This is a genomic window from Arthrobacter sp. CAN_C5 (assembly GCF_017875735.1).
Classification (GTDB): domain Bacteria; phylum Actinomycetota; class Actinomycetes; order Actinomycetales; family Micrococcaceae; genus Arthrobacter_D.
Genome location: NZ_JAGGMZ010000001.1, coordinates 1,932,543 through 1,951,680, shown reverse-complemented (window position 1 = coordinate 1,951,680; position 19,138 = coordinate 1,932,543). Strand labels below are relative to the sequence as shown.

General features: G+C 62.1%; 19 protein-coding genes and 1 pseudogene. 11 read left to right on the top strand and 9 right to left on the bottom strand.

Annotated elements, in window-relative coordinates:
* Window positions 1–111: 111 nt before the first annotated feature.
* Complete coding sequence (locus H4V95_RS09200; RefSeq protein ID WP_209730015.1) at window positions 112–474, top strand: hypothetical protein; 363 nt, start codon at window positions 112–114, stop codon at window positions 472–474.
* 68 nt (window positions 475–542) lie between these two features.
* Here the strand turns inward: H4V95_RS09200 and H4V95_RS09195 are convergent, their stop codons facing one another.
* From H4V95_RS09195 to H4V95_RS09180, 4 genes are all read right to left on the bottom strand, one after another.
* Window positions 543–1,043, bottom strand: a complete 501-nt coding sequence (locus tag H4V95_RS09195; RefSeq protein ID WP_209730013.1) for a DUF805 domain-containing protein — start codon at window positions 1,041–1,043, stop codon at window positions 543–545.
* Between the two features lie 133 nt (window positions 1,044–1,176).
* Window positions 1,177–2,022: a hypothetical protein gene (locus H4V95_RS09190; RefSeq protein WP_245345637.1), complete on the bottom strand. Its 846-nt coding sequence runs from the start codon at window positions 2,020–2,022 to the stop codon at window positions 1,177–1,179.
* Window positions 2,023–2,095: 73 nt separating this feature from the next.
* Window positions 2,096–2,398: a hypothetical protein gene (locus tag H4V95_RS09185; protein WP_209730011.1), complete on the bottom strand. Its 303-nt coding sequence runs from the start codon at window positions 2,396–2,398 to the stop codon at window positions 2,096–2,098.
* Between the two features lie 508 nt (window positions 2,399–2,906).
* Window positions 2,907–3,062, bottom strand: coding sequence for a hypothetical protein (locus H4V95_RS09180; RefSeq protein ID WP_209730009.1), 156 nt, complete (start codon window positions 3,060–3,062; stop codon window positions 2,907–2,909).
* Between the two features lie 9 nt (window positions 3,063–3,071).
* On the opposite strand from H4V95_RS09180, the gene H4V95_RS09175 reads away from it, so the two are divergent.
* Complete coding sequence (locus tag H4V95_RS09175; protein ID WP_209730007.1) at window positions 3,072–3,317, top strand: hypothetical protein; 246 nt, start codon at window positions 3,072–3,074, stop codon at window positions 3,315–3,317.
* A gap of 30 nt (window positions 3,318–3,347) precedes the next feature.
* Here H4V95_RS09175 and H4V95_RS09170 read toward each other — a convergent pair whose 3' ends face one another.
* Complete coding sequence (locus H4V95_RS09170) at window positions 3,348–4,388, bottom strand: LacI family DNA-binding transcriptional regulator (protein WP_196867994.1); 1,041 nt, start codon at window positions 4,386–4,388, stop codon at window positions 3,348–3,350.
* A 152-nt stretch (window positions 4,389–4,540) separates the two neighbouring features.
* Between H4V95_RS09170 and pulA the strand changes: the two genes are divergently transcribed.
* The 4 genes from pulA (at window position 4,541) to H4V95_RS09150 (ending at window position 12,062) form a co-directional block, all read left to right on the top strand.
* On the top strand, window positions 4,541–7,624 hold the full coding sequence (pulA, locus tag H4V95_RS09165) for a pullulanase-type alpha-1,6-glucosidase (protein ID WP_196867995.1): 3,084 nt from the start codon (window positions 4,541–4,543) through the stop codon (window positions 7,622–7,624).
* A gap of 129 nt (window positions 7,625–7,753) precedes the next feature.
* Entirely contained in the window at window positions 7,754–10,468 is a 2,715-nt protein-coding gene (locus tag H4V95_RS09160; RefSeq protein ID WP_312883985.1) for an alpha-amylase family glycosyl hydrolase, read from the top strand.
* Between the two features lie 130 nt (window positions 10,469–10,598).
* Window positions 10,599–10,919 carry an aldo/keto reductase gene (locus tag H4V95_RS09155; protein WP_196867997.1) on the top strand — a complete coding sequence of 107 codons (321 nt, stop codon included), beginning with the start codon at window positions 10,599–10,601 and terminating at the stop codon, window positions 10,917–10,919.
* A 60-nt stretch (window positions 10,920–10,979) separates the two neighbouring features.
* The gene (locus tag H4V95_RS09150; protein WP_395939831.1) at window positions 10,980–12,062 is read left to right on the top strand and encodes an IS630 family transposase; all 1,083 of its coding nucleotides are present in this window, start codon (window positions 10,980–10,982) and stop codon (window positions 12,060–12,062) included.
* Here the strand turns inward: H4V95_RS09150 and H4V95_RS09145 are convergent.
* Window positions 12,059–12,220: a hypothetical protein gene (locus H4V95_RS09145; protein WP_209730005.1), complete on the bottom strand. Its 162-nt coding sequence runs from the start codon at window positions 12,218–12,220 to the stop codon at window positions 12,059–12,061. The two genes, H4V95_RS09150 and H4V95_RS09145, sit on opposite strands and share 4 nt — an antisense overlap.
* A 321-nt stretch (window positions 12,221–12,541) precedes the next feature.
* Here H4V95_RS09145 and H4V95_RS09140 point away from each other — a divergent pair, with 321 nt between their 5' ends.
* From H4V95_RS09140 to H4V95_RS09120, 5 genes and pseudogenes are all read left to right on the top strand, one after another.
* Window positions 12,542–12,985: a hypothetical protein gene (locus tag H4V95_RS09140; protein WP_209729989.1), complete on the top strand. Its 444-nt coding sequence runs from the start codon at window positions 12,542–12,544 to the stop codon at window positions 12,983–12,985.
* Window positions 12,982–13,983 carry a DDE-type integrase/transposase/recombinase gene (locus tag H4V95_RS09135; RefSeq protein ID WP_209730003.1) on the top strand — a complete coding sequence of 334 codons (1,002 nt, stop codon included), beginning with the start codon at window positions 12,982–12,984 and terminating at the stop codon, window positions 13,981–13,983. Before H4V95_RS09140 ends, H4V95_RS09135 begins: the two co-directional genes overlap by 4 nt.
* A 147-nt stretch (window positions 13,984–14,130) precedes the next feature.
* Window positions 14,131–14,403: a helix-turn-helix domain-containing protein gene (locus tag H4V95_RS09130; protein ID WP_196868154.1), complete on the top strand. Its 273-nt coding sequence runs from the start codon at window positions 14,131–14,133 to the stop codon at window positions 14,401–14,403.
* A gap of 644 nt (window positions 14,404–15,047) precedes the next feature.
* On the top strand, window positions 15,048–15,482 hold the full coding sequence (locus H4V95_RS09125; RefSeq protein ID WP_196868155.1) for a DUF805 domain-containing protein: 435 nt from the start codon (window positions 15,048–15,050) through the stop codon (window positions 15,480–15,482).
* Window positions 15,483–15,779: 297 nt separating this feature from the next.
* Window positions 15,780–16,835 (top strand): annotated as a pseudogene (locus H4V95_RS09120) (IS3 family transposase).
* A gap of 166 nt (window positions 16,836–17,001) precedes the next feature.
* Here H4V95_RS09120 and H4V95_RS09115 read toward each other — a convergent pair.
* The 3 genes from H4V95_RS09115 to H4V95_RS09105 all read right to left on the bottom strand — a co-directional run bounded on the left by H4V95_RS09115 (window position 17,002) and on the right by H4V95_RS09105 (window position 19,129).
* Window positions 17,002–17,439, bottom strand: a complete 438-nt coding sequence (locus H4V95_RS09115; protein WP_196868156.1) for a MarR family winged helix-turn-helix transcriptional regulator — start codon at window positions 17,437–17,439, stop codon at window positions 17,002–17,004.
* A 53-nt stretch (window positions 17,440–17,492) separates the two neighbouring features.
* Window positions 17,493–18,575 (bottom strand): acyl-CoA desaturase, encoded by a 1,083-nt coding sequence (locus H4V95_RS09110; protein ID WP_196868157.1) that lies wholly within the window; start codon window positions 18,573–18,575, stop codon window positions 17,493–17,495.
* Window positions 18,576–18,661: 86 nt separating this feature from the next.
* Window positions 18,662–19,129: a DUF4383 domain-containing protein gene (locus H4V95_RS09105; RefSeq protein ID WP_196868158.1), complete on the bottom strand. Its 468-nt coding sequence runs from the start codon at window positions 19,127–19,129 to the stop codon at window positions 18,662–18,664.
* Window positions 19,130–19,138 lie beyond the last annotated feature (9 nt).

Here is a 19,138-nt window from a genome sequence, read left to right as displayed (position 1 = left end):
GTCAAAGGGGAGCTGCGCTGGGGATCGTCACCAAATGTTGATCAGTTTCCCAGACTGCCAACGGCTCTGTCGCCCTAGAATTGACTACCCATCTTCGGCAAGGAGGACCTCATGGCAGCTGAATACGAGGACGGCTGGTTCCGGGCAATGCTCAAGACCGGCCTGAGCCATTTAGGGACAGTCAGCTTCGACGGTCACGGCCCGGACGCACTGGTAAGACTGACCCAACCCACCGGTCGCACTCTGGTCTTCGAGCAGGGCATCGCAGCGATCCACGAGCGAATAGCCATTGACGAGGAGAGCCGTTCAGCGATGTGGCCGGACTGGTCCCTGGCGGCTGCGTCGGTCGCCCTGCTGTCCGTTCATGCAGAAGAAGCCCTGAACACTGCACCGACCGAGGCAGACACGCTGAGCATTATCGACGGGGGAGTGACCGCATCCGTGTCGCAGCCTGCCGACCTGCAGCTGCGCTAGCTTCACCCGTGAACCCCTGGGCCAGCGTGATCAGTCGCCTTCGGTATCCAGGGAGTGACGGGTAGCGCTCAGTTGCCGGTGGGCCGATCCACGTCGTCCTCGGGACGGTCGAAACGCTGGCCAGCCGGATTGGGCGGCAGGAGCATCATGACAAACAGTGCCAAGGCGCCCAGGGCAGGGATGAGACCCAGAAGCAGGAACCAGCCACTGAGGTTCACGTCGTGTAACCGGCGAATGGTCAGCGCGATGGACGGGATGATGGTGGCCAGGCCCCAGCTAGCGATCAGGAGGTAGCCGGTGATGACCGCAGGCGCGGCCGTCATTTCACCGTTGGATGGGGAAATTCCGCCGCCCGCGTTCGTCAGCGTGTTCAGAAGGCTTCCGACCAGGGTTGCAACCAGGGTCCACCACCAGTATTCGCTGCGGCTCGCGCGGCCGGAGAACATCGCGTATTTCTTGAAGAACCGCTGCACTGCGACCTTGAAAGACGCCCCATAGTAGGGTGCCCAGAGGGGTGGTTCAGTGTGATCGGACTGCAAGCCGGCTGTCGGATACGGCGAATAGCTCATTGTTCCCCCAGGAGTGCTGTGACGTTTGGTTAATCCACCGTACGGGACCTTTGACCAGGAAGGTTGCTCGATTCGAGGGTCGGCGGCAGGACAACCCGTGAGGGCGGTGGAACCAGTGCGCGGTGCGTGCATTTCAGGCAACTGTTTGCGTTTTGGCCGTGCCACTGCCGTCGTTCACGGGCATCGCTCCCACCTCGCTGATGCGCATGGTGGTGAGGTGCAGCGTGCCCAGGATCAGGAAAAGCAGTGAAAGCCCGAGGGCTGGCCAGAATGCGGCCGGGTTCGGGGTGGCATTGAACAGTGGCTTGACGAGCTCGCCCACGGCCAGGGAGAAGATCAGGGTGAAGCCCAAGACGTGGATAGCCGGCAACAGCAGCAACCCGTTTTGATGCGACCGGTAGGTCAGGACGGCGAGGATCAGAAAGGCGGGCATGATGAAGCACAGATCCAGGATGAAGATCGAGTAGAGGGAGTCGATCTGTTCTCCGGAGCGCATCAGGGGCAAAAGCATCGCTATCCAGAGCGGATAGAAAAGGAGAGGTTGCAGGATGGCGCCCGAGGCCGAGAGGAGCCGAACCGGTCCCGGTAGGGCAAACTGGGGAAGGCCGCGGCGAAGGTGAGCTCCGGCGCATACCAGCGACCACAGGGCCAGGGTGAAAATTGCCATGTACACGAGGTACAGGCCGTTGTAGGAACGCTCGATGACGTAGATGCCGTACGCATAGAACAGGTACCCCAGCAGCCCCAGAGCCAGGATCTGGTGTTTCACCCGGTCGCCCTGGGCTGTGACTGCCAAATACAGGAGGCCAAGTGCTGCGGCCACGGAGAGTAGGTCCTGGGAGAAGGCCCCGGGGATAAGTTCTTCGCTGACGATTCCGGCATAGATGGTGGGGCGCCACAGCCCGGCCATCGCGGCTATCAGCGTCAGAACGCTGATGATCGCCCAGAGAGACCGGTGAAGGGGGAGATGAGTGAGCATGGTGCCCTTTCCAACGCAGGAGGGTGCTGGATGAACACTCCCGGGTACGTGAGTGAACCGACTCTGCCAGCGGCTATATGCCCCGCGACGACGGCACCGGTTGGTATCTGCGGTGGAGGGCCCGGTCGGTGCCATCGCCAGAGGTCACCGGCTCATTGTGCTGCCGGCAGGTTGTGCTCGACAGGGTCCAACGGCCCGTTCGCGCGAGCATCAGCGCCCGGGTACCGCGTTTGAAGTACAGCTCGCGTTCGATCGGCATGTCGTAGTTGCCGCGGACAGCCTCGATCTCCGGCCGGCTCGAGCGGTCAATAATCGATTGCTGGTGTGCGGCGGTCGGGGCAGGCGAGTAGCCGGCTCGTTTTGCGAGGAGTCTCATCAGGGCCTATCACCGTAGCGGTCGGGCACGTAGGGTCAGAGGATGAGGGAAAACACGACACCCCTGGCCGGAGCATTTTTTAGGATGGTCTTCGCAGGTGGAATCTTGGGCGCTGCGATTGTGTTCGTGTCTTCCGTAGCGGGAGGGTTCAGTCCGACTCCGTGGTGGGCCGCGATCCTTAGCTGGGCACCAGTGTTCGGCTTTTTCATGGGATTGGTCGTGGCAGCTTCAGCGGCAGGTCCTGCCGTCGGATTGCATGCTTTGGCAGCTGCCAAAGCCCCGAGGCTTCGCATTTTGGCAGCAGCCTGCGGTAGTGCCGTTGGCCCCGTGGCCGCGGTCAGCATCCTCCTGTGGGTGTCCCCAGCGGAGGCCCCCGTGGCAGGAATTCACTGGGCTCTGTTGCTACCCACCGCATCCCTTGCTGCCGTCTTCTTCACAAAGCCCCTCAGAGCGCCAGCATCTCGCGAAGCAGCCCTCAGCGGGCACTCGGGTTTAGGCAGCCACCGCGCTAATCCCGGGTGCTTTTCAGGACGAGCCCGCCGATGCCTTTCTCTTCGATCTGGTCCAGGCCGTAGAGCCCGTGACGGCCCCCTCTACCGTTGAGGATGAACCAGGGAGCGAGGCCCGCTAGCACCTCCTCAGCGGCGGGGCTGAGCGCAGCCACAGGACCATCATGGAGCTCGAATCGATCGCCCGGAGGGACCGCAAGCGGGGCATCGATGTCCTGAACCACATTCAGGAAGGGAACACCGGGTTGTGGCGGGCCGATAAGACCCGCACCATCCGGATTCCGGTCTATTTCGTGGACCAGATCACCAAGGTCATGAGCATCAGTGCCCAACTGGGACGAACCCTGGACCGGGTGCCGGAGATCGCCGAAATCGCTGCGGCAACGAAGCTCACCGCTGCGAAGCAGTAGCGTCCGGTTCGACCGGGGCGCCGGCTGGGTCTAGGAGCTCCCCCGGACGGCCGGCCCTGCGCCTGTGGAGCCGCGCACTACGAGATCAGCCTGGAACAGGATGTCTGTGCGTGTGACCCGGTCACCGGCCAGTTCCGTAACCAGCGCATGGACGGCGGCCTCCGCCATCGCGGCGATATTCTGCCGCAGAGTGGTCAGTGGTGGGTTGGTGAAGGCCATGAGCGGGGAGTCGTCGAATCCGACCACCGAGATGTCCTCGGGTACGCGAAGCCCGCGCGTCTGCGCCGCACGCATAGCGCCGAGGGCCATGATGTCCGAGGCGCACACGATGCCCGTATGGCCGCTGTCGATGAGTTCGTTCGCCGCGCTTTGTCCGCCCTCGATGGTGAACATGCTGGTCGCGACGTGTAAATCCGCGTTCTCGCCGAGGAAATCGGCGAGCCCGGAGCGAAACCCCTCCATCTTGCGGCGACTCGGGATGAAACGGTCGGACCCGGTGGCGAAACCGACGCGTTGGTGCCCTTGCGTCGCGAGGTGCCGGACGGCGGTTCGGATCGCCGTAGCGTCGTCGTTCGAGATAGACGGTGCGTCGATCTCCGCTCTGGCCCCGTTCACGAGCACGAAAGGAACACGGCCCCGCAACCGCCGGTAGCGATCCACTCCCGCTCGGCCGTCAGAGTGCGCCGCACACACGAAGATGATGCCGCTAATGCCCTGGTCGAGCATTAGTGCAACGTACTCATCCTCAGTGATGCCGCCGCCCGGCAGGGTGCACAGGGCCGGAATGTAGTCATTGGGCGCCAGTAGTGCCGCGATGGCACCGGCGAAGGCGGGGAAGATGGGGTTCACAAGGTCTGGTACGACGACGCCGATCTGCCCTTTCGAGCGTCCGGCCGTCCGAGCGGGGCGTTCGTACCCGAGGCTGTCCATCGCGGTGAGGACAGCCTGCCGGGTTTCCGGGGAGGCGCCGCTCTTCCCATTGAGAACGCGTGAGACGGTGGGGACGCTGACGCCCGCGGTACGTGCGACGTCATCCAGGCGCGGCCGAACGTTATGCGTCTCAGGAGTCATGGCTTTAATGTAGTGCACCAGAAATCCCGACAGAAAGTTTTCGTGAAAATTACGTTTTTTCGTTGACGGCCAGCGGTGGCCGTCTTTAGGATCGGGGTATCCACTCCTCGTCAGTCCGATCCAGCAGAGACGCTCGGTCGGGAAGGACTACCATGATCCCCGAAGACATCACGAGCGTGCCCCGGGCGGGCAGCAGGCCCTCCCTGAAGCGCCATACTCGACTAGCCGCCGCCATCCTGGTCGCACCGCTTCTCGCCACCCTCATGCCGGTTTCCGCACTGGCCGACCACACAGAGGTTCCCAACACCGTCGCGGTCGTCGGTTCCCTGCAATCTGAGCTTGGTTGCCCTGGAGACTGGCAGCCCGAATGCGCAGCAACCCGACTTGTCCCCGTGGAGGGATCGCCCGATACATGGGGGGGAACCTTTGATGTTCCCGCCGGATCCTATGAGTACAAGGTGGCGTTGGATGACTCCTGGGGGGAGAATTACGGTGCCGGCGGCGCAGCGGGCGGTGCCAACTTGGCACTGCAGACAGCTGGAGGTCCCGTGACGTTCACCTACAACCATCGGACGCACGTCATCTCCAGTGACGCGCCGCAGGCGGCCACGGCCGCGATGGCGGGCCATTGGCTCGCCGCTGAGACCCTCGCCTGGGACGTCGATCTGCCCGCCGACACGCAGTACAGGCTGTACACGGCGCCCGACGGCGGCCTCACCATCGAGGACGACGTCGTCACTGGCGGAACCTACCTCGGACTCGAGCGCAGCGGCGACGCGCTGCCTGCCGGTCTTGCGGCCCGGTACCCGCACCTCGCCGCGCTCGATACCCTTCAGCTCGGCCGGAAGGACGCCCGGAACGCGGGCAGCTTGTTGAAGGGGCAGTTGCTCCTGGCGGCAGTGTCGCCGGACGGCACCGTGCTGGCCGCCACCGGTGTCCAGGTACCCGGTGTGCTCGATGATCTCTATTCGGGCGCTGCTCGTAAGGAGCTCGGACTGACCTGGAAAGGCGCGAAGCCGCAGCTCGATCTTTGGGCGCCGACAGCGCGCAGCGTCTCCGTGCAGGTCTTCCGGGAGGGCTCCGGAGGCAAACCCATCACCACACGTGCGCTCCGGCAGGACAAAGACGGCATCTGGAGCGTGAAGGGCGAGAAAGGCTGGAAGAACGCGTACTACCTGTACGACGTCGAGGTCTTCGTGCCTGAAACCGGCGCCGTGGAACACAACCTGGTGACCGACCCCTACAGTGTGGGCCTGTCCACAAACTCGGAGCGGTCCCTCTTCGCCGACCTCACCGATCCGGCCCTCGCACCAGTTGACTGGAACCGGGTTTCGAAGCCCGTCCTCGATCGCCCCGAGCAATTGAGCGTTTACGAACTCCACGTGCGGGATTTCTCAATCAGTGACACCACCGTGCCCGAAGCCGAACGTGGAACCTACGCTGCTTTCTCACGGCAGGACAGCGACGGCATGAAGCGACTCTCCGAGCTCGCCGACAGCGGACTGAAAGCTGTTCACCTCCTACCCGTCAATGACATTGGCACCGTCGAAGAGGACAGGTCCCAACAGGCCGAACCCGCGTGCGACCTCGCGTCCTACGCCCCGGACAGCACAGAGCAGCAGGAGTGCGTTGCGGCCGTCGCCGGACAGGACGGCTTCAACTGGGGCTACGACCCGCTGCACTACACGACGCCGGAGGGCTCCTACTCGACGAATCCCGAGGATGCTACCCGCATCCGAGAGTTCCGCGGAATGGTCGCCTCACTCAACGAATCCGGTTTGAGTGTCGTCCAGGACATCGTCTACAACCACACAGCAGGCGCGGGCCAAGCGTCATCGAACAACCTCGATCGCATCGTGCCGGGCTACTACCACCGACTCAACCCTGAGTCGGGCTCCGTAGAAACCTCGACCTGCTGCCCCAACACGGCAACCGAACACACCATGATGGGCAAGCTAATGATCGACTCGATCGTGACCCTCGCCCGCACCTACAAGCTGGACGGATTCCGATTCGACCTCATGGGGCACCACTCAAAGCAGAACATCCTCGATGTCCGCGGAGCGCTGGACAAGCTGACGCTCAAACACGACGGGATCGACGGCAAGTCCATTTACCTCTACGGGGAGGGCTGGAACTTCGGGGAGGTAGCGGACAACGCCCGCTTCGAGCAGGCCACGCAAGCCAACATGGCCGGCACCGGCATTGGAACCTTCAACGACCGTCTCCGTGACGCAGTACGCGGCGGAGGTCCGTTCGACGAGGATCCGCGGGTTCAAGGCTTTGCGTCGGGGCTGCTGACCGACCCCAATGGCCTCGAGATAAACGGGACCGAGGACGAACAGCGTGCACGACTGCTCCAATCACAGGACCAGATCCGCGTTGGGCTGACAGGCAACCTGAAGGACTATGCCTTTACCGACCGGTTCGGCAATGAGGTCACCGGGGCCGACGTCGACTACAACGGCTCTCCCACGGGGTACACCGCCGATCCACAGGAATCGATCACCTACGTGGAGGCACACGACAACGAGACCCTCTTCGATGCCCTCGCCTTCAAGTTGCCGATCGACACACCCATGGCTGATCGGGTCCGTATGCAAACGCTGGCTCTTTCGACAACGGCGCTGGGGCAAGGTGTGTCCTTCTGGCACGCAGGTGGAGAGGTGCTGAGAAGCAAGTCACTGGACCGCAACAGCTACGACTCCGGCGACTGGTTCAACTTCCTGGATCACACGGGAGCGGACAACGGGTTCGGACGCGGACTGCCTCCACGCGCCGACAACGAAGACAAGTACGGCTTCATGAAGGCACTGCTCGCCGATCCGACCCTCAAGCCCTCACCCACCGACATCGAAGCGGCCCGCACACAGGCAGAGGAACTACTGCGCATCCGCGAGAGCAGCCCGCTCTTCAGCCTCGGCACGGCGGACCTTGTGCAGCAGAAGCTCTCCTTCCCCGGAGCGGGCCTGGATCAGGCACCCGGCGTGATCGTGATGCACCTCGACGACACCACCGGTCCGGACTTCGATCCCGAGCGCAAGGGCATCGTCGTCGTATTCAACGCCTCCGACGAAACCACCGCGCAGCAAGTACCTGCCGCGATAGGCAAGGGTTTCGCGCTGCACACCGTACAAGCCGAGGGGGGCGACAAATTGGTTCGACATGCAACAGCTGATGCGAACGGTGTCTTTACAGTCCCCGCGCGGACGGTGGCCGTCTTCGAGGCGAAATAACTCAACCTCGAGTTGCTGAACGTGATGGTCGGGCCCGCGACTGGATCGAGGGCCCGACCATCATCACCTGATCATCTATTGCATATCGACGCAGCATTCGCCATAACTCGCCCTCTCGAAGGAGACCCTGTGAAACCCCGCTACGCCACCTTAGTCGTGCTGACCGCCCTTGTTGCCGGTTCCGTCACGTCCCTGCCCGCCACCGCCGCCCCCAAGAATCCCGGCGCTTCCTCCACCGGAGCTCAGCATTCACTGCGCTCCGCGGTCACGGACGAGAACTTCTATTTCGTCATGGCCGACCGCTTCCAGAACGGCAGTACCGCCAACGACGACGGCGGGCTCGGATCCGACCCGTCGGTATCCGGTTTCGACCCCACCCGGAAGGGCTACTACAACGGCGGGGACCTCAAGGGCCTGCTCCAGGAGCTCGACTACATCCAGGGCATGGGTACCACCTCCATCTGGCTCACGCCCAGCTTCAAGAACCGCGCCGTGCAGCCCGAGGACAACTCGGCCGGCTACCACGGATACTGGATCACCGACTTCACGCAGATCGACCCGCACCTCGGCACCAACGAGGACCTCAAGACGCTCATCGACGCCGCGCATGCGCGCGGGATGAAGGTCTACTTCGACATCATCACGAACCACACCGCAGACGTCATCGGCTACGACGCCGGCGAGCGAGCCCCCTATATCTCCAAGGACGAGGAGCCGTACCGCGACGCCGACGGCACTGCGTTCGACGATCGCGACTACGCGGGCACGGACACCTTCCCCGAGCTCGACGCCGAGACCTCTTTCCCGTACATCCCGGTGGTCCCGGAGGCTGACAAAGACCTCAAGGTCCCCGAGTGGCTGAACGATCCCACGCTCTACCACAATCGGGGCGACACGACCTTCGCCGGCGAGGACTCCTTCTACGGCGACTTCTTCGGCCTCGATGACTTGTCCACCGAGCACCCTGTGGTGGTGGATGGCATGATCGACATCTACAAGACGTGGGTCGCCGACTTCGGCGTGGACGGCTTCCGGATCGACACGATGAAGCACGTCAACGATGAGTTCTGGCAAAAGTTCGGCCCCGAGGTGCTTTCCTTCGCGCAGGAGCAGGGCAAAGACGAGTTCTTCATGTTCGGCGAGGTCTTCGACACCACGAAGTCCTTTACTTCGCAGTTCACCACGCGCAACCGCATGCAGTCGGTCCTCGACTTCCCCTTCCAGGCAGCCGCCCGCGGCTATGCCTCGCAGGGTGCACCGGCGACCGACCTCGAACGCTTCTTCGCCGGTGACGACTGGTACACCGACGCCGACTCCAACGCCTACAACCTCCCGACGTTCCTAGGGAACCACGACATGGGCCGGATCGGGAGCTTCATCGCAAGCGACAACCCCGGCGCGGCCGACGGAGAGCTGGTGTCACGCGACACCCTCGCACACGAACTGATGTACTTCTCCCGCGGCAACCCGGTGATCTACTACGGTGACGAGCAGGGGTTCACGGGCCCCGGTGGCGATCAGGATTCGCGGCAGACGCTGTTCGCCAGCCAGGTCCCCGAGTATCTCGACGACGACCTGCTGGGTACCGACGCAACGCACGCCACGGACAACTTCGACGTGACCCACCCCCTGTACCAAAGCATCAGCACGCTTGCCGACGTCACCGCGAAGAACCCCGCCCTGCGCAACGGTGCCCACCAGCACCGGTCGGCCTCGGAAGGACCAGGGATCTACGCGTTCTCCCGGATCGATGCCAAGGACCAGCGCGAGTACGTGGTGGCGCTGAACAATAGCACCGAGCCGAAGACCGCATCGATCCCCACCTACGCCGGCAAGCGCAACTTCGGTCTCGTCTACGGTGACGCCCCGAAGCACACGAAGTCCGCGGCCGACGGCACCCTCACTGTTACTGTCCCCGCCCTGTCGACGGTGGTCTACAAGCTGGCAGGAAAGGTCCCGCACTCCAAGGCTGCGCCGGCGATCAGCCTGCAGCAGCCGGCACCCACCGCCGAGGACAACGGACGCATGCGCGTGGCCGCCGACGTCGCCGGGTCCTCGTTTTATGAGGTCACGTTTGAGGCCCGCACCCCGGGCTCCGGGTGGACGAGCATCGGCACGGACGACAACGCGCCGTACAGCGTCTACCACGACACCAGCGCCCTGCCGGCCGGATCAGCCGTCGAGTACCGCGCCGTGGTCCTCGACAACAACCGCCACACGCGGACCTCGGCGGCGGCGTCGGCCACCGTGCCGCAGCCGCGCCTGACGATGGGCCTTCCGGCCGAGGGTACGCAGGTCTCGGGCGACGTCGAGGTGACCGCCTCTGCGAGCCCGGAGAACTCCGAATACGCCGTAACCCTCGAGCGGAGCATCGCCGGAGGAGCATGGACGGCGATCGGCACGGATGACTCGTCGCCGACCTACACCGCCGTCGACGATCTCGCGGCGCTCGACCTCGCCGAAGGCACCCAGGTGCGGTACCGCGCCGTGCTCGGGACATCGGTGAGTGACATAAGGACCGTGACGGTCGGCTCGGTTATTGATCAGCCCGGCACGGTGGCCGTCGCCGGCAGCCTCGACTCCGAGCTGGGCTGCGGCGGGGACTGGGACCCGGCGTGCGATCAGGCGCAGATGACATTCGACGACGCCTCGCAGACCTGGCTCCTTGAGGTCGCCGACCTACCCGCCGGTACCTACGAATACAAGGCGGCCCTCAACCGCAGCTGGGCTGAGAATTACGGCGCCGGCGGCGGCCGTGACGGCAGCAACGTCGTGCTCAATCACGCTGGCGGTCCGGTAACCTTCATCTACGACCACCGGACGCACATCATCACCACTCAGTAACCAATCCATCTGGAATGACCGCGGCCGGGACCCTTGGGTTCCGACCGTCGGCATGTAAGTGGCCAACGACAGCATCAATAGGCTGACGGGCCAGCTCCGACCCCCAAGGTGCCCGTTGTATGCTCCTTGGATGATTCTGCGACAGCTCGGTAACTCGCCCCTGAGCGTTTCTGCTCTCGGTTTCGGTGCCGGCCATATCGACACAACGGGCCTGGATGAGAGGGACGCGCAGGACCTGCTTGATACCGCCCTTGATTTGGGCGTCACTTTCTTTGATACCGCCCGCAGCTATGGTGCGTCCGAAGAACGGCTGGGTCGAGATGTGCTTGGCAAGCTGCCCTTTGTAGCGCCTGATCGTGTAACCATTCGCATTCGTCAGCAGGTCAATGTGGTCCTCGACCATCCTGGTGACCGTATACACACCCATGAAGTGCTTCTGAGCGCTGGATAGGGCTAACTAGTGTAGCGTGTCGTTGGTTCCTTTGTGTCTGATCTTTGTCAGACTTGATCCATGGTTTATCTGGCGAGGGCTTTGGAATTGCGTGACGGGGACCGGGGCGCCTTGGAAGTGCTGACGCGTGGGAATTCTTCCTCGGCGACGTTAGCGTTGCGGGCACGCACAGTTTTGTTGGCTTCCGCCGGGATGCCGAATATCCAGATCGAGCAGATCACGGGGTTTTCAGCGCCCACGGTTTTGAAGTGGCGCAACCGCTATGCCGAGGGCGGGATCGAGGCCCTGTCCGATGTCCAGCGTCCGGGCCGGGAGCGAGAAATCGATGAACTTGCCTTGATCGCGGACACCCTGGCCAATGACGGGAACCCGCCGGCCGAATTGGGGATCTCGCACTGGTCCGCCCGCATCATGGCCGAACGCCACGGAGTCTCCTTTTCCTCTGTGGCCCGGATTTGGCGTCGTTGGAAAATCCAGCCGCACCGGATCGAGACCTTCAAGTTCTCCACCGATCCCGCCTTGGAGTTCAAGCTCCGGGACGTGGTGGGCCTGTATATGTCTCCGCCGGAAAACGCGGTGGTGGTCAGTGTCGATGAGAAGACCCAAATCCAGGCATTGTCCCGTACCGGCCCGGATCAGCCGTTGTCTCCGACGCACCCGCTGCAGCAGACCCATGACTACAAGCGCAACGGCACCACGACCCTATTCGCCGCTCTGGAGGTCCTCACGGGCAAACTCAGCGCGAACGCCTTCTACCCAAAGCACACCAACATCGAGTTCGTCGATTTCCTGGGCCGCGTAGCGGACGCCCACCCCGGGATCGAGCTGCATGTCATCTGCGACAACTACGCGACCCATAAACACCAGAACGTCTTGGACTGGCTGGACGCCAATCCGCGGGTCACCCTCCACTTCACCCCGACCAGCTGTTCCTGGCTGAACATGGTGGAGATCTTCTTCGGGATCATCACCCGCCAATGCCTCGAACGTGGCACATTCAGCTCCGTCAAAGACCTGGAACAAACCATGCAACGCTACATCGAGAACTACAACCAGGACGCCAAACCATTCACCTGGACCAAATCAGCGGAGTACCTCCTAGGCAAGATGAAACGCAAAGAAACCATTAACACGGAGCACTAGGTGTCGAGGTCGTGAGCCTCCAGGACAGTCATAATGAACTCGGCGTCCTTGACCTCGACAAAACGCTGGGTCTTTCGCTTACCGGTTTTTTCGTCGACCCAACGAAGGAGATAGGCAGTGGAGCCCTCCTTGCGTGGCCGTTTTTCGATGTTGAACATGGTTTGGATATGCGTCGACGTTGCTGACGGTCGTCCGAGATAAACAGGTCGCGTGGTTGGACACAGCGTTCGCATAGGAGGGCATAAAAAACCCCGGCGAACCGGGGTTTTTTCATTGTGCCCGGAGGGGGACTTGAACCCCCTTCGCGGCGTGTCGTTCTAAACAAAAACCCCGGAAACACGCGGAATTTACTACCCATAGGACCCCCTTATTACGTCTAAAACCACGTCGTTCGACCACGCCCCTCCCTGTCAGGCTGTTGTGAGACACCCCGGAGCCCCCGGGTCCATCGTGGAGGGTGGTGACAGGAGACAGGTTTCATGAGCGATAACAGTCCAGTTCTTCCCGGCCCGAATAATCAGCCGGTGGTCGGCGCAGGAGAGGCAGTAGTGGATCCGGCGCCTCGTCCGTTCCGGCGTTCGTTTACCGCGGCGTACCGGGCCAGGGTGGTCGCGGAGTACGAGGCTGCCCCGCACGGCAGCAAGGCTGCGGTGTTGCGCCGCGAGGGCCTCTACCGGTCCCAGATCCGGAAGTGGACGACCGCGCGGGATGCGGTGACCCGTGGCGCCTTGGCCCCACGACGTCCGCATCGCGCAGCTACCGGTGGCAAGGACGATCCGGGCCGGTTGCGGGCTGAGAACCAGCGGCTGACCCGCGAGCTGGCGGAGTCGGCGGCGGTGGTGGAGATCATGGGAAAACTACAAGGGCTCTTGGAGCACATCTCCGAGAGCACGGACGCGCCGACGTCGTCGACGAAGCGATGAGCGCGACATTCACCGAGCTACGTGCGGCGGGGATACCAATCACCAGGTCCTGCGCCCTGCTGGGTCGCCCACGGGCCACCCACTACCGCCACGCCCGCGGTCCGGTGCAGGGTCCGCGACCGGCCCGGGCCGTGCCTGAAAACGGCCAGGCGCTCTCGGGCGCCGAGCGGGCGGCGGTGCTCGCGCTGATCAACATTCCGGCGTACGCGGATCTGGCGATCGGCCAGATCTGGGCCCGCGAGCTCGATGAGGCTCGCTACTGGTGCTCAGTGTCCTCGATGTATCGGATCGCCCGGGCGGCCGGCCAAAGCCGCGAACGCCGGCGGCTCGCGACCCATCCGGCAAAGATCAAACCCGAGCTGCTCGCCGACGGGCCGTCGCAGGTATGGACCTGGGACATCACCAAACTGCGCGGCCCGGACAAGGGGGTCTTCTACCAGCTCTACGTGCTGATCGACATCTACTCGCGGTTCAACCCATCCTGGATCATCTCCCCGGTCGAGGACTCCCTGCTGGCAGCCGACTTCCTCGCGGAGGCCATCGAACGTAACGGCGCTATCCCACACACCGTGCACGCCGACCGCGGCACCTCGATGACCTCCAAACCCGTCTCGGCGCTGCTGACCGATCTGGGAGTGGCCCGGTCGCACTCACGGCCCCGGGTGAGCAACGACAACCCGTTCAGTGAGGCCCAGTTCAAGACGCTGAAATACCTGCCCGAGTTCCTGGCGTCCTTCGCGTCGCTGGCACACGCCCGCGAGTTCTGCGCCGGCTTCTTCTACGAGTACAACTACATCCACCGTCATTCCGGCATTGCCTGGCACACCCCGGCCTCGGTCCACTTCGGCACCGCCGACGCCATCGACCAGGACCGGCAGAACACCCTCACCGCCGCCTACCACGCCCACCCCGAACGGTTCGGTCGCCGACCGCACCCGCCAACCATGCCAACCCAATTCTGGATCAACCAGCCCGAAAACGAACCCCACATGAACTAACCCAAACTGTCTCATTTGACTTGACAGATTCCGCGCCGACCACGCGAAAACGGGCCGAAAAGGAATGTCGTACAGCCGTGGTGAGATTACGTGCATAGAAGTACCTGACGGATAACTAAGTGTCCGCGGTGACAGAAGGATGACGCGATGGCAGAGTCGCAGCTACAAACCGAATTTATGAGCCCCAAAGAGGTCGCTGTGCGACTTGGTATTTCCGAACGTTCAGTCCGGGAAAAGGTCTACCAGGGTGTCTGGTTACACCTGCGCTTCGATAAGCGGACGGTGCGCTTCTCCGAAGAGAACCTCGATGAGATTATCTCCATGGCCTATCGCTCAGGATCTTTGACGCCGCAACCCGTGGTCGAAATGGACGAAGGGGCCGCGCTAGCGATGCTCCTTCAGGGACGCAAAACCGGCTAGCTATCGCCACCCAACTCAATACGAGAATATCCCCTGGCAGAAGTCTTCGGCAGGTGGAAGTCTCCCCTTTGCCCATCCCGAACCCCAGGTCGGCGTACCCCCAGGCGTTTTGCGTCTTGGGGTCGTACTCGGCCACGTACCAGTCCATGTTGCCCTGGAAGTAATGGGCCTGCATCTTGATCTCCGCCAGCTGAGTCTCCTGGTTGGTGCCGATGGCAGGCCACTTGTCCATCTCCCGGACGCCTGGGTAGAATTTGTTGCCACGCATGCGCCGCTGGGTCTCAACAGGGCGGGGGAGAGGGGCGTCGGCGGCAGGCTCGAGCGGTGAGTAATCGATCGTTGGTGTGAGCTGGAGGTCGGACTCACTGTGGGAGGTGGCGGCGAACAGTCCACCGACAGGGATGCCTCGGGGCTGGCGTGCTGGGTTCTCGGTCATACCCTCTGGTGTGCGGCAATTGGGTCTGGCGATCAGCAACCTCAACTGGCCTGCTTAGCCCTCGGTCACCTCGCCGGGGGCTGGGCCCGGTAGCGGCTTCTGAGGTGTATATGCCCGTATAATGGACCCACCAATTGCATCACTTCCTGGGGAACAGATGGCTGCATGAAACACTCCGGCACAAGCCGCACCCGGCCCGCCGGTTTGGTTGCCGCACTACGGCGCATCGCCAAAGGCTTCAGCGCAACGCTTCTTCAAAAAGTACGCCACAACATCAGGGCGTGCCAGCCGGAGCGAGTTCTGGTGGTGGGTTCTTATCTCGGGAGTTGTGTGCAGTTTGTTGAACATACTGATGACTTCCAGTGGTCGTGTTTATCCATCGATCGGGCATCTCACCGCCGAACCGGTTGTAGCCATCGGATATGCGCTCTTCGCGCTTTGGATAGCTGCCACCATTGTCCCCAGCATCGCACTTGGCATACGCCGACTCCACGACGCCAACGAAAGTGGGTGGTTACTTTTGGTGATCGCGATACCAGTTGTTGGTCAGCTAGTGCTTCTCTTCTTGATGCTCCTCGGCCCGAACGCGGAAGGTCGTCGGTACGATGAGCATCAAGAAGGCATTGGCGCCATCCGCTCTTAGCCACGCCAGGCTGCCCAGCGAGCAGACTTGGCGATCAGTCCAGGGCAGGTCACAGTCTCGTGGCCTATCGCCTCAGAGGTTAGGCACGTAGGGTTCTTATGATGAGGGAAAACACGACACCGCTGGCCGGTGTATTCTTCAAGATGGTGTTCGCCGGTGGAATCTTGGGCGCCGCAGTTGTGCTCGTGTCTGCAGTTGCGGGAGGGTACAGTCCGGCTGGTTGGGTCCCCGGGTAGGAGTCCGGTGACTGTGTGAGTTTCGCATCCGATAATGGATGCAGGAGGAAATTCACAGATTATGGCACGTAGACATACCCCGGATCAGGTCATCGCGAAGGTCCGTCAGGGCCAGAAGATGCTCAACGACGGTCGGCCGATGATTGAGATCGTGAAGGAATTGCAGGGTGACCGAGGCGACGTGGTACCGGTGGCTGAACCAGTACGGCGGCGAGAAGGCCGAGTCGACGAAACGGACCAAGGAGCTCGAGAAGGAGAACGCCCGGCTGAAGAAGCTGTTAGCCGATCAGGTCCTGGCCATCGATATTTTGAATGAGGTGGCGCGGGGAAAATTCTGAGGCCCGAACCTCGCCGCCGTGCGGTCCGTATGGCGCAGGAGCGGTTCGGGGCGTCCGAAAGGTTCGCCTGCAAGGTGTTGGGGCAGAACCGGTCCGTGCTGCGCAAAGGCCGACCGGAGATCAGGTTCGAAGAACAACGCAAGGCCTGCTGGCACCTACTTGGCCAGCCAGGCTGGGACGGCATGGCACTGAATAAGAAGCGGGTGCGCCGGCTCTGGCGCCTCGAGGGGCTCACCTGCAAGCCCAAGGTGCGGAAGCGTCTCAGGGCTGAGTACCCGATGCATGTGGTGAGCTTCGATTTCCAATCCGATGTGACTTCGTGCGGGCGGCATATCCGGTTCTTCAACGTGATCGATGAATACACCCGCACCGCCCTGGCTGTCATCCCGAGACGGTCCTTCACTGCGACCGATGTGGTCGCGGCACTGGAGGACATCATCGCCGAAACCGGCATCGTCCCGACCTATGTGCGCTCGGATAACGGGCCGGAGTTCACCGCGGCCGCGCTGGTCGATTGGTGCGCCACTGCCGGGGTGGAGACCGCGTTTATCGATCCGGGTTCACCGTGGCAGAACGGCTTCATCGAATCTTTCAACGCCCAGTTCAGAAGGGAACAGCTCTCCGGAGAAATCATGGACACGATGGCCGAGGCGAAGTATTTGGCCGAGGAATGGAAAGAGATCTACAATCATGAACGGCCCCACGGATCCCTGAACGGCATGACGCCGAAGCTCTACTGGGAAACCTGGACGCAAGAGAACAAATCAGCTATCGCATAGACGCTGGACTGCTAACGGGGGCCCAATCACTGGGCCTTCCTAGGCCCATACAGCGACCTGGATTTTGGTAGCTGGCTCTTTGAGCCAGCTCTTTCCGGCAAAGAACTGGTGCGATACGTTCTGGCCAGCTCCGAAGCAGTCGAACACAGTGCAACCACGAAATAGGTCACATGCCACGGGTGCGAGGGCGGGTGAGTTCAGCGATTGCTTGCTGCAGATAGCGACGTACGCTCCCGTCCGGGAGCTGGTCTCGCGGTAAAATGTTCTGTTCCATTTCAGCGGTTGAATCAAGAACTTTACTGCCCGCGGGAGTGATGGCGAATAGCTGTTTTTTTTGGTTGACGCTGGTTTGTACGCGGGCAACGAAACCTTTGTATTCGAGGTTATCCAGGATCCTGATCATGGTTTGTGGCTGGACCCGCACGCTCCGGGCAATTTCACTTTGGGTTCCCGCGCCCTGCAGGGTGATCACAACCAGGACTGTCAGCCCGGCGTGGGTGATTCCGAAATCAGCGAGTTCCTTGCTCCACGCGTTTTCCACTAAACGGGTGGCTGTCAGCAGCAGACGGCTCGTTGACCATTGGTCCAAGTCCAGATCCAACATTACGTGGACCCCCTTTTTCGTTCGATGCCACGTTTGACGTCAAGACGGTTCATCTATGAACGCCGGTACTTATTCACCATGGGGCAGTCGAAGGGGTCGCGGGCTGCTAGTCCCACGCGGTTGAGGTATGAGACTACGGCGCCGTAGGACGCGGCGACCCCGACCTCGGTGTAGGGAACCTTGAGACGTTCGCAGTGGTCACGGACGATCAGCGCAGCCTGACGGAGGTGCGGGCGGGGCATGTCCGGGAACAGGTGGTGTTCGATCTGGAAGTTCAGGCCGCCGAACGCGTTGTTGACGAAGGACCCGCCCTTGATGTTCCGTGAGGTCAGCACTTGCTTCTGGAAGAAGTCGAGCTTGCTGTTCTTCGGGATGGTCGGCATGCCCTTGTGGTTGGGGGCGAAGGACGCACCCATGTAGATGCCGAATACCGCCATCTGCACGCCGATGAAGGCGAAGGCCATACCGACGGGCAGGAACCAGAACAGGACACCCAGGTAGGCGCCGAATCTCACGGCCAGGAGCGCGAGCTCGACCCAGCGACCCTGGACGGCTCCCGGGCGGAAGAGGGTGCTGATCGATTTGGCGTGCAGGTTTAGTCCCTCGAAGGTGAGGAGGGGAAAGAACAGGTAGCCCTGGCGGCGGGTGATCCACGCGTGGAACCCTTTGGCCTTTGCTGCGTCTTCCTCGATGAAGGAAATAGTGTCGATCTCGATGTCGGGGTCCTTGCCCACCACATTGGGATCGTTGTGGTGGCGGGTGTGTTTATTCATCCACCACTGGTAACTGATGCCGACGACGCCGGCCGCCAAGATCCGCCCTGACCAGTCATTGGCGCTACGGGTCTTGAAGATCTGCCGGTGGGACGCCTCGTGGGCCAGGAACGCAATCTGCGTGAAGACGATGCCGAGCACCGCGGCGATCAGCAACTGGAACCAGGTGTCACCCAGCAGGGCGAACCCCGTCCAGGCCGCACCCATCGCCAGCGTAAGTGCAGCGAAGACGGCCACATAGAAGCGTCGTCGACGGTTCAATAATCCTTCCTTGCGCACCTGCTTGAGCAGGATCGAGTACGACGCGACGACGTCGTTGGGCTTGGCCACACGCACTGCTCGGACCGGGGTGGTTGTACTCATCTAAATTTCCTTGAGGGAACGAATTTACGGGGGTGGGGGAGGGGGAGCCGCCGGGACCTCATGAGAGGCCCCGGCGGTGTGGTGTTTTAGACCCGGTTTGTGGTGGCGTGGTCCCGTTTGCGGCTCAGGATCAGTGCCAGCGCGATCATTCCGACGCCCAGGAATAGGTGCAACCAGTTATCCGCGTCGTTGAAGGGCACGAAGTTGGCGTCTGAGTTGAGGTCTATCACCAGTCCGTAGATCCACAGCACCAGGTAGAGGACACCTCCGATCAGGAGATAGTTTTTTGCATTGGCGTACGTCCGTGCCAGCACCAGGCCAGCGACGCCGTAGAGCAGGTGGACGATGTTGTGAAGGATCGAGACCTGGAACAGGCCCAGCAGGAGGGCTTCAGATTCATGCCCTGCCATGTCCATCTGGTCGAACTCGGTGGTGACCCCGGGAACGAATCCCAGGACACCGAAGAGCACGAACACGATGCCTACGGCCATGGCGGCCTTTTGCATGGTGGTTTTTTCCCGGTCCTGACGAACCGGTTGATGTGATGCGGTCATTGTTCCCTC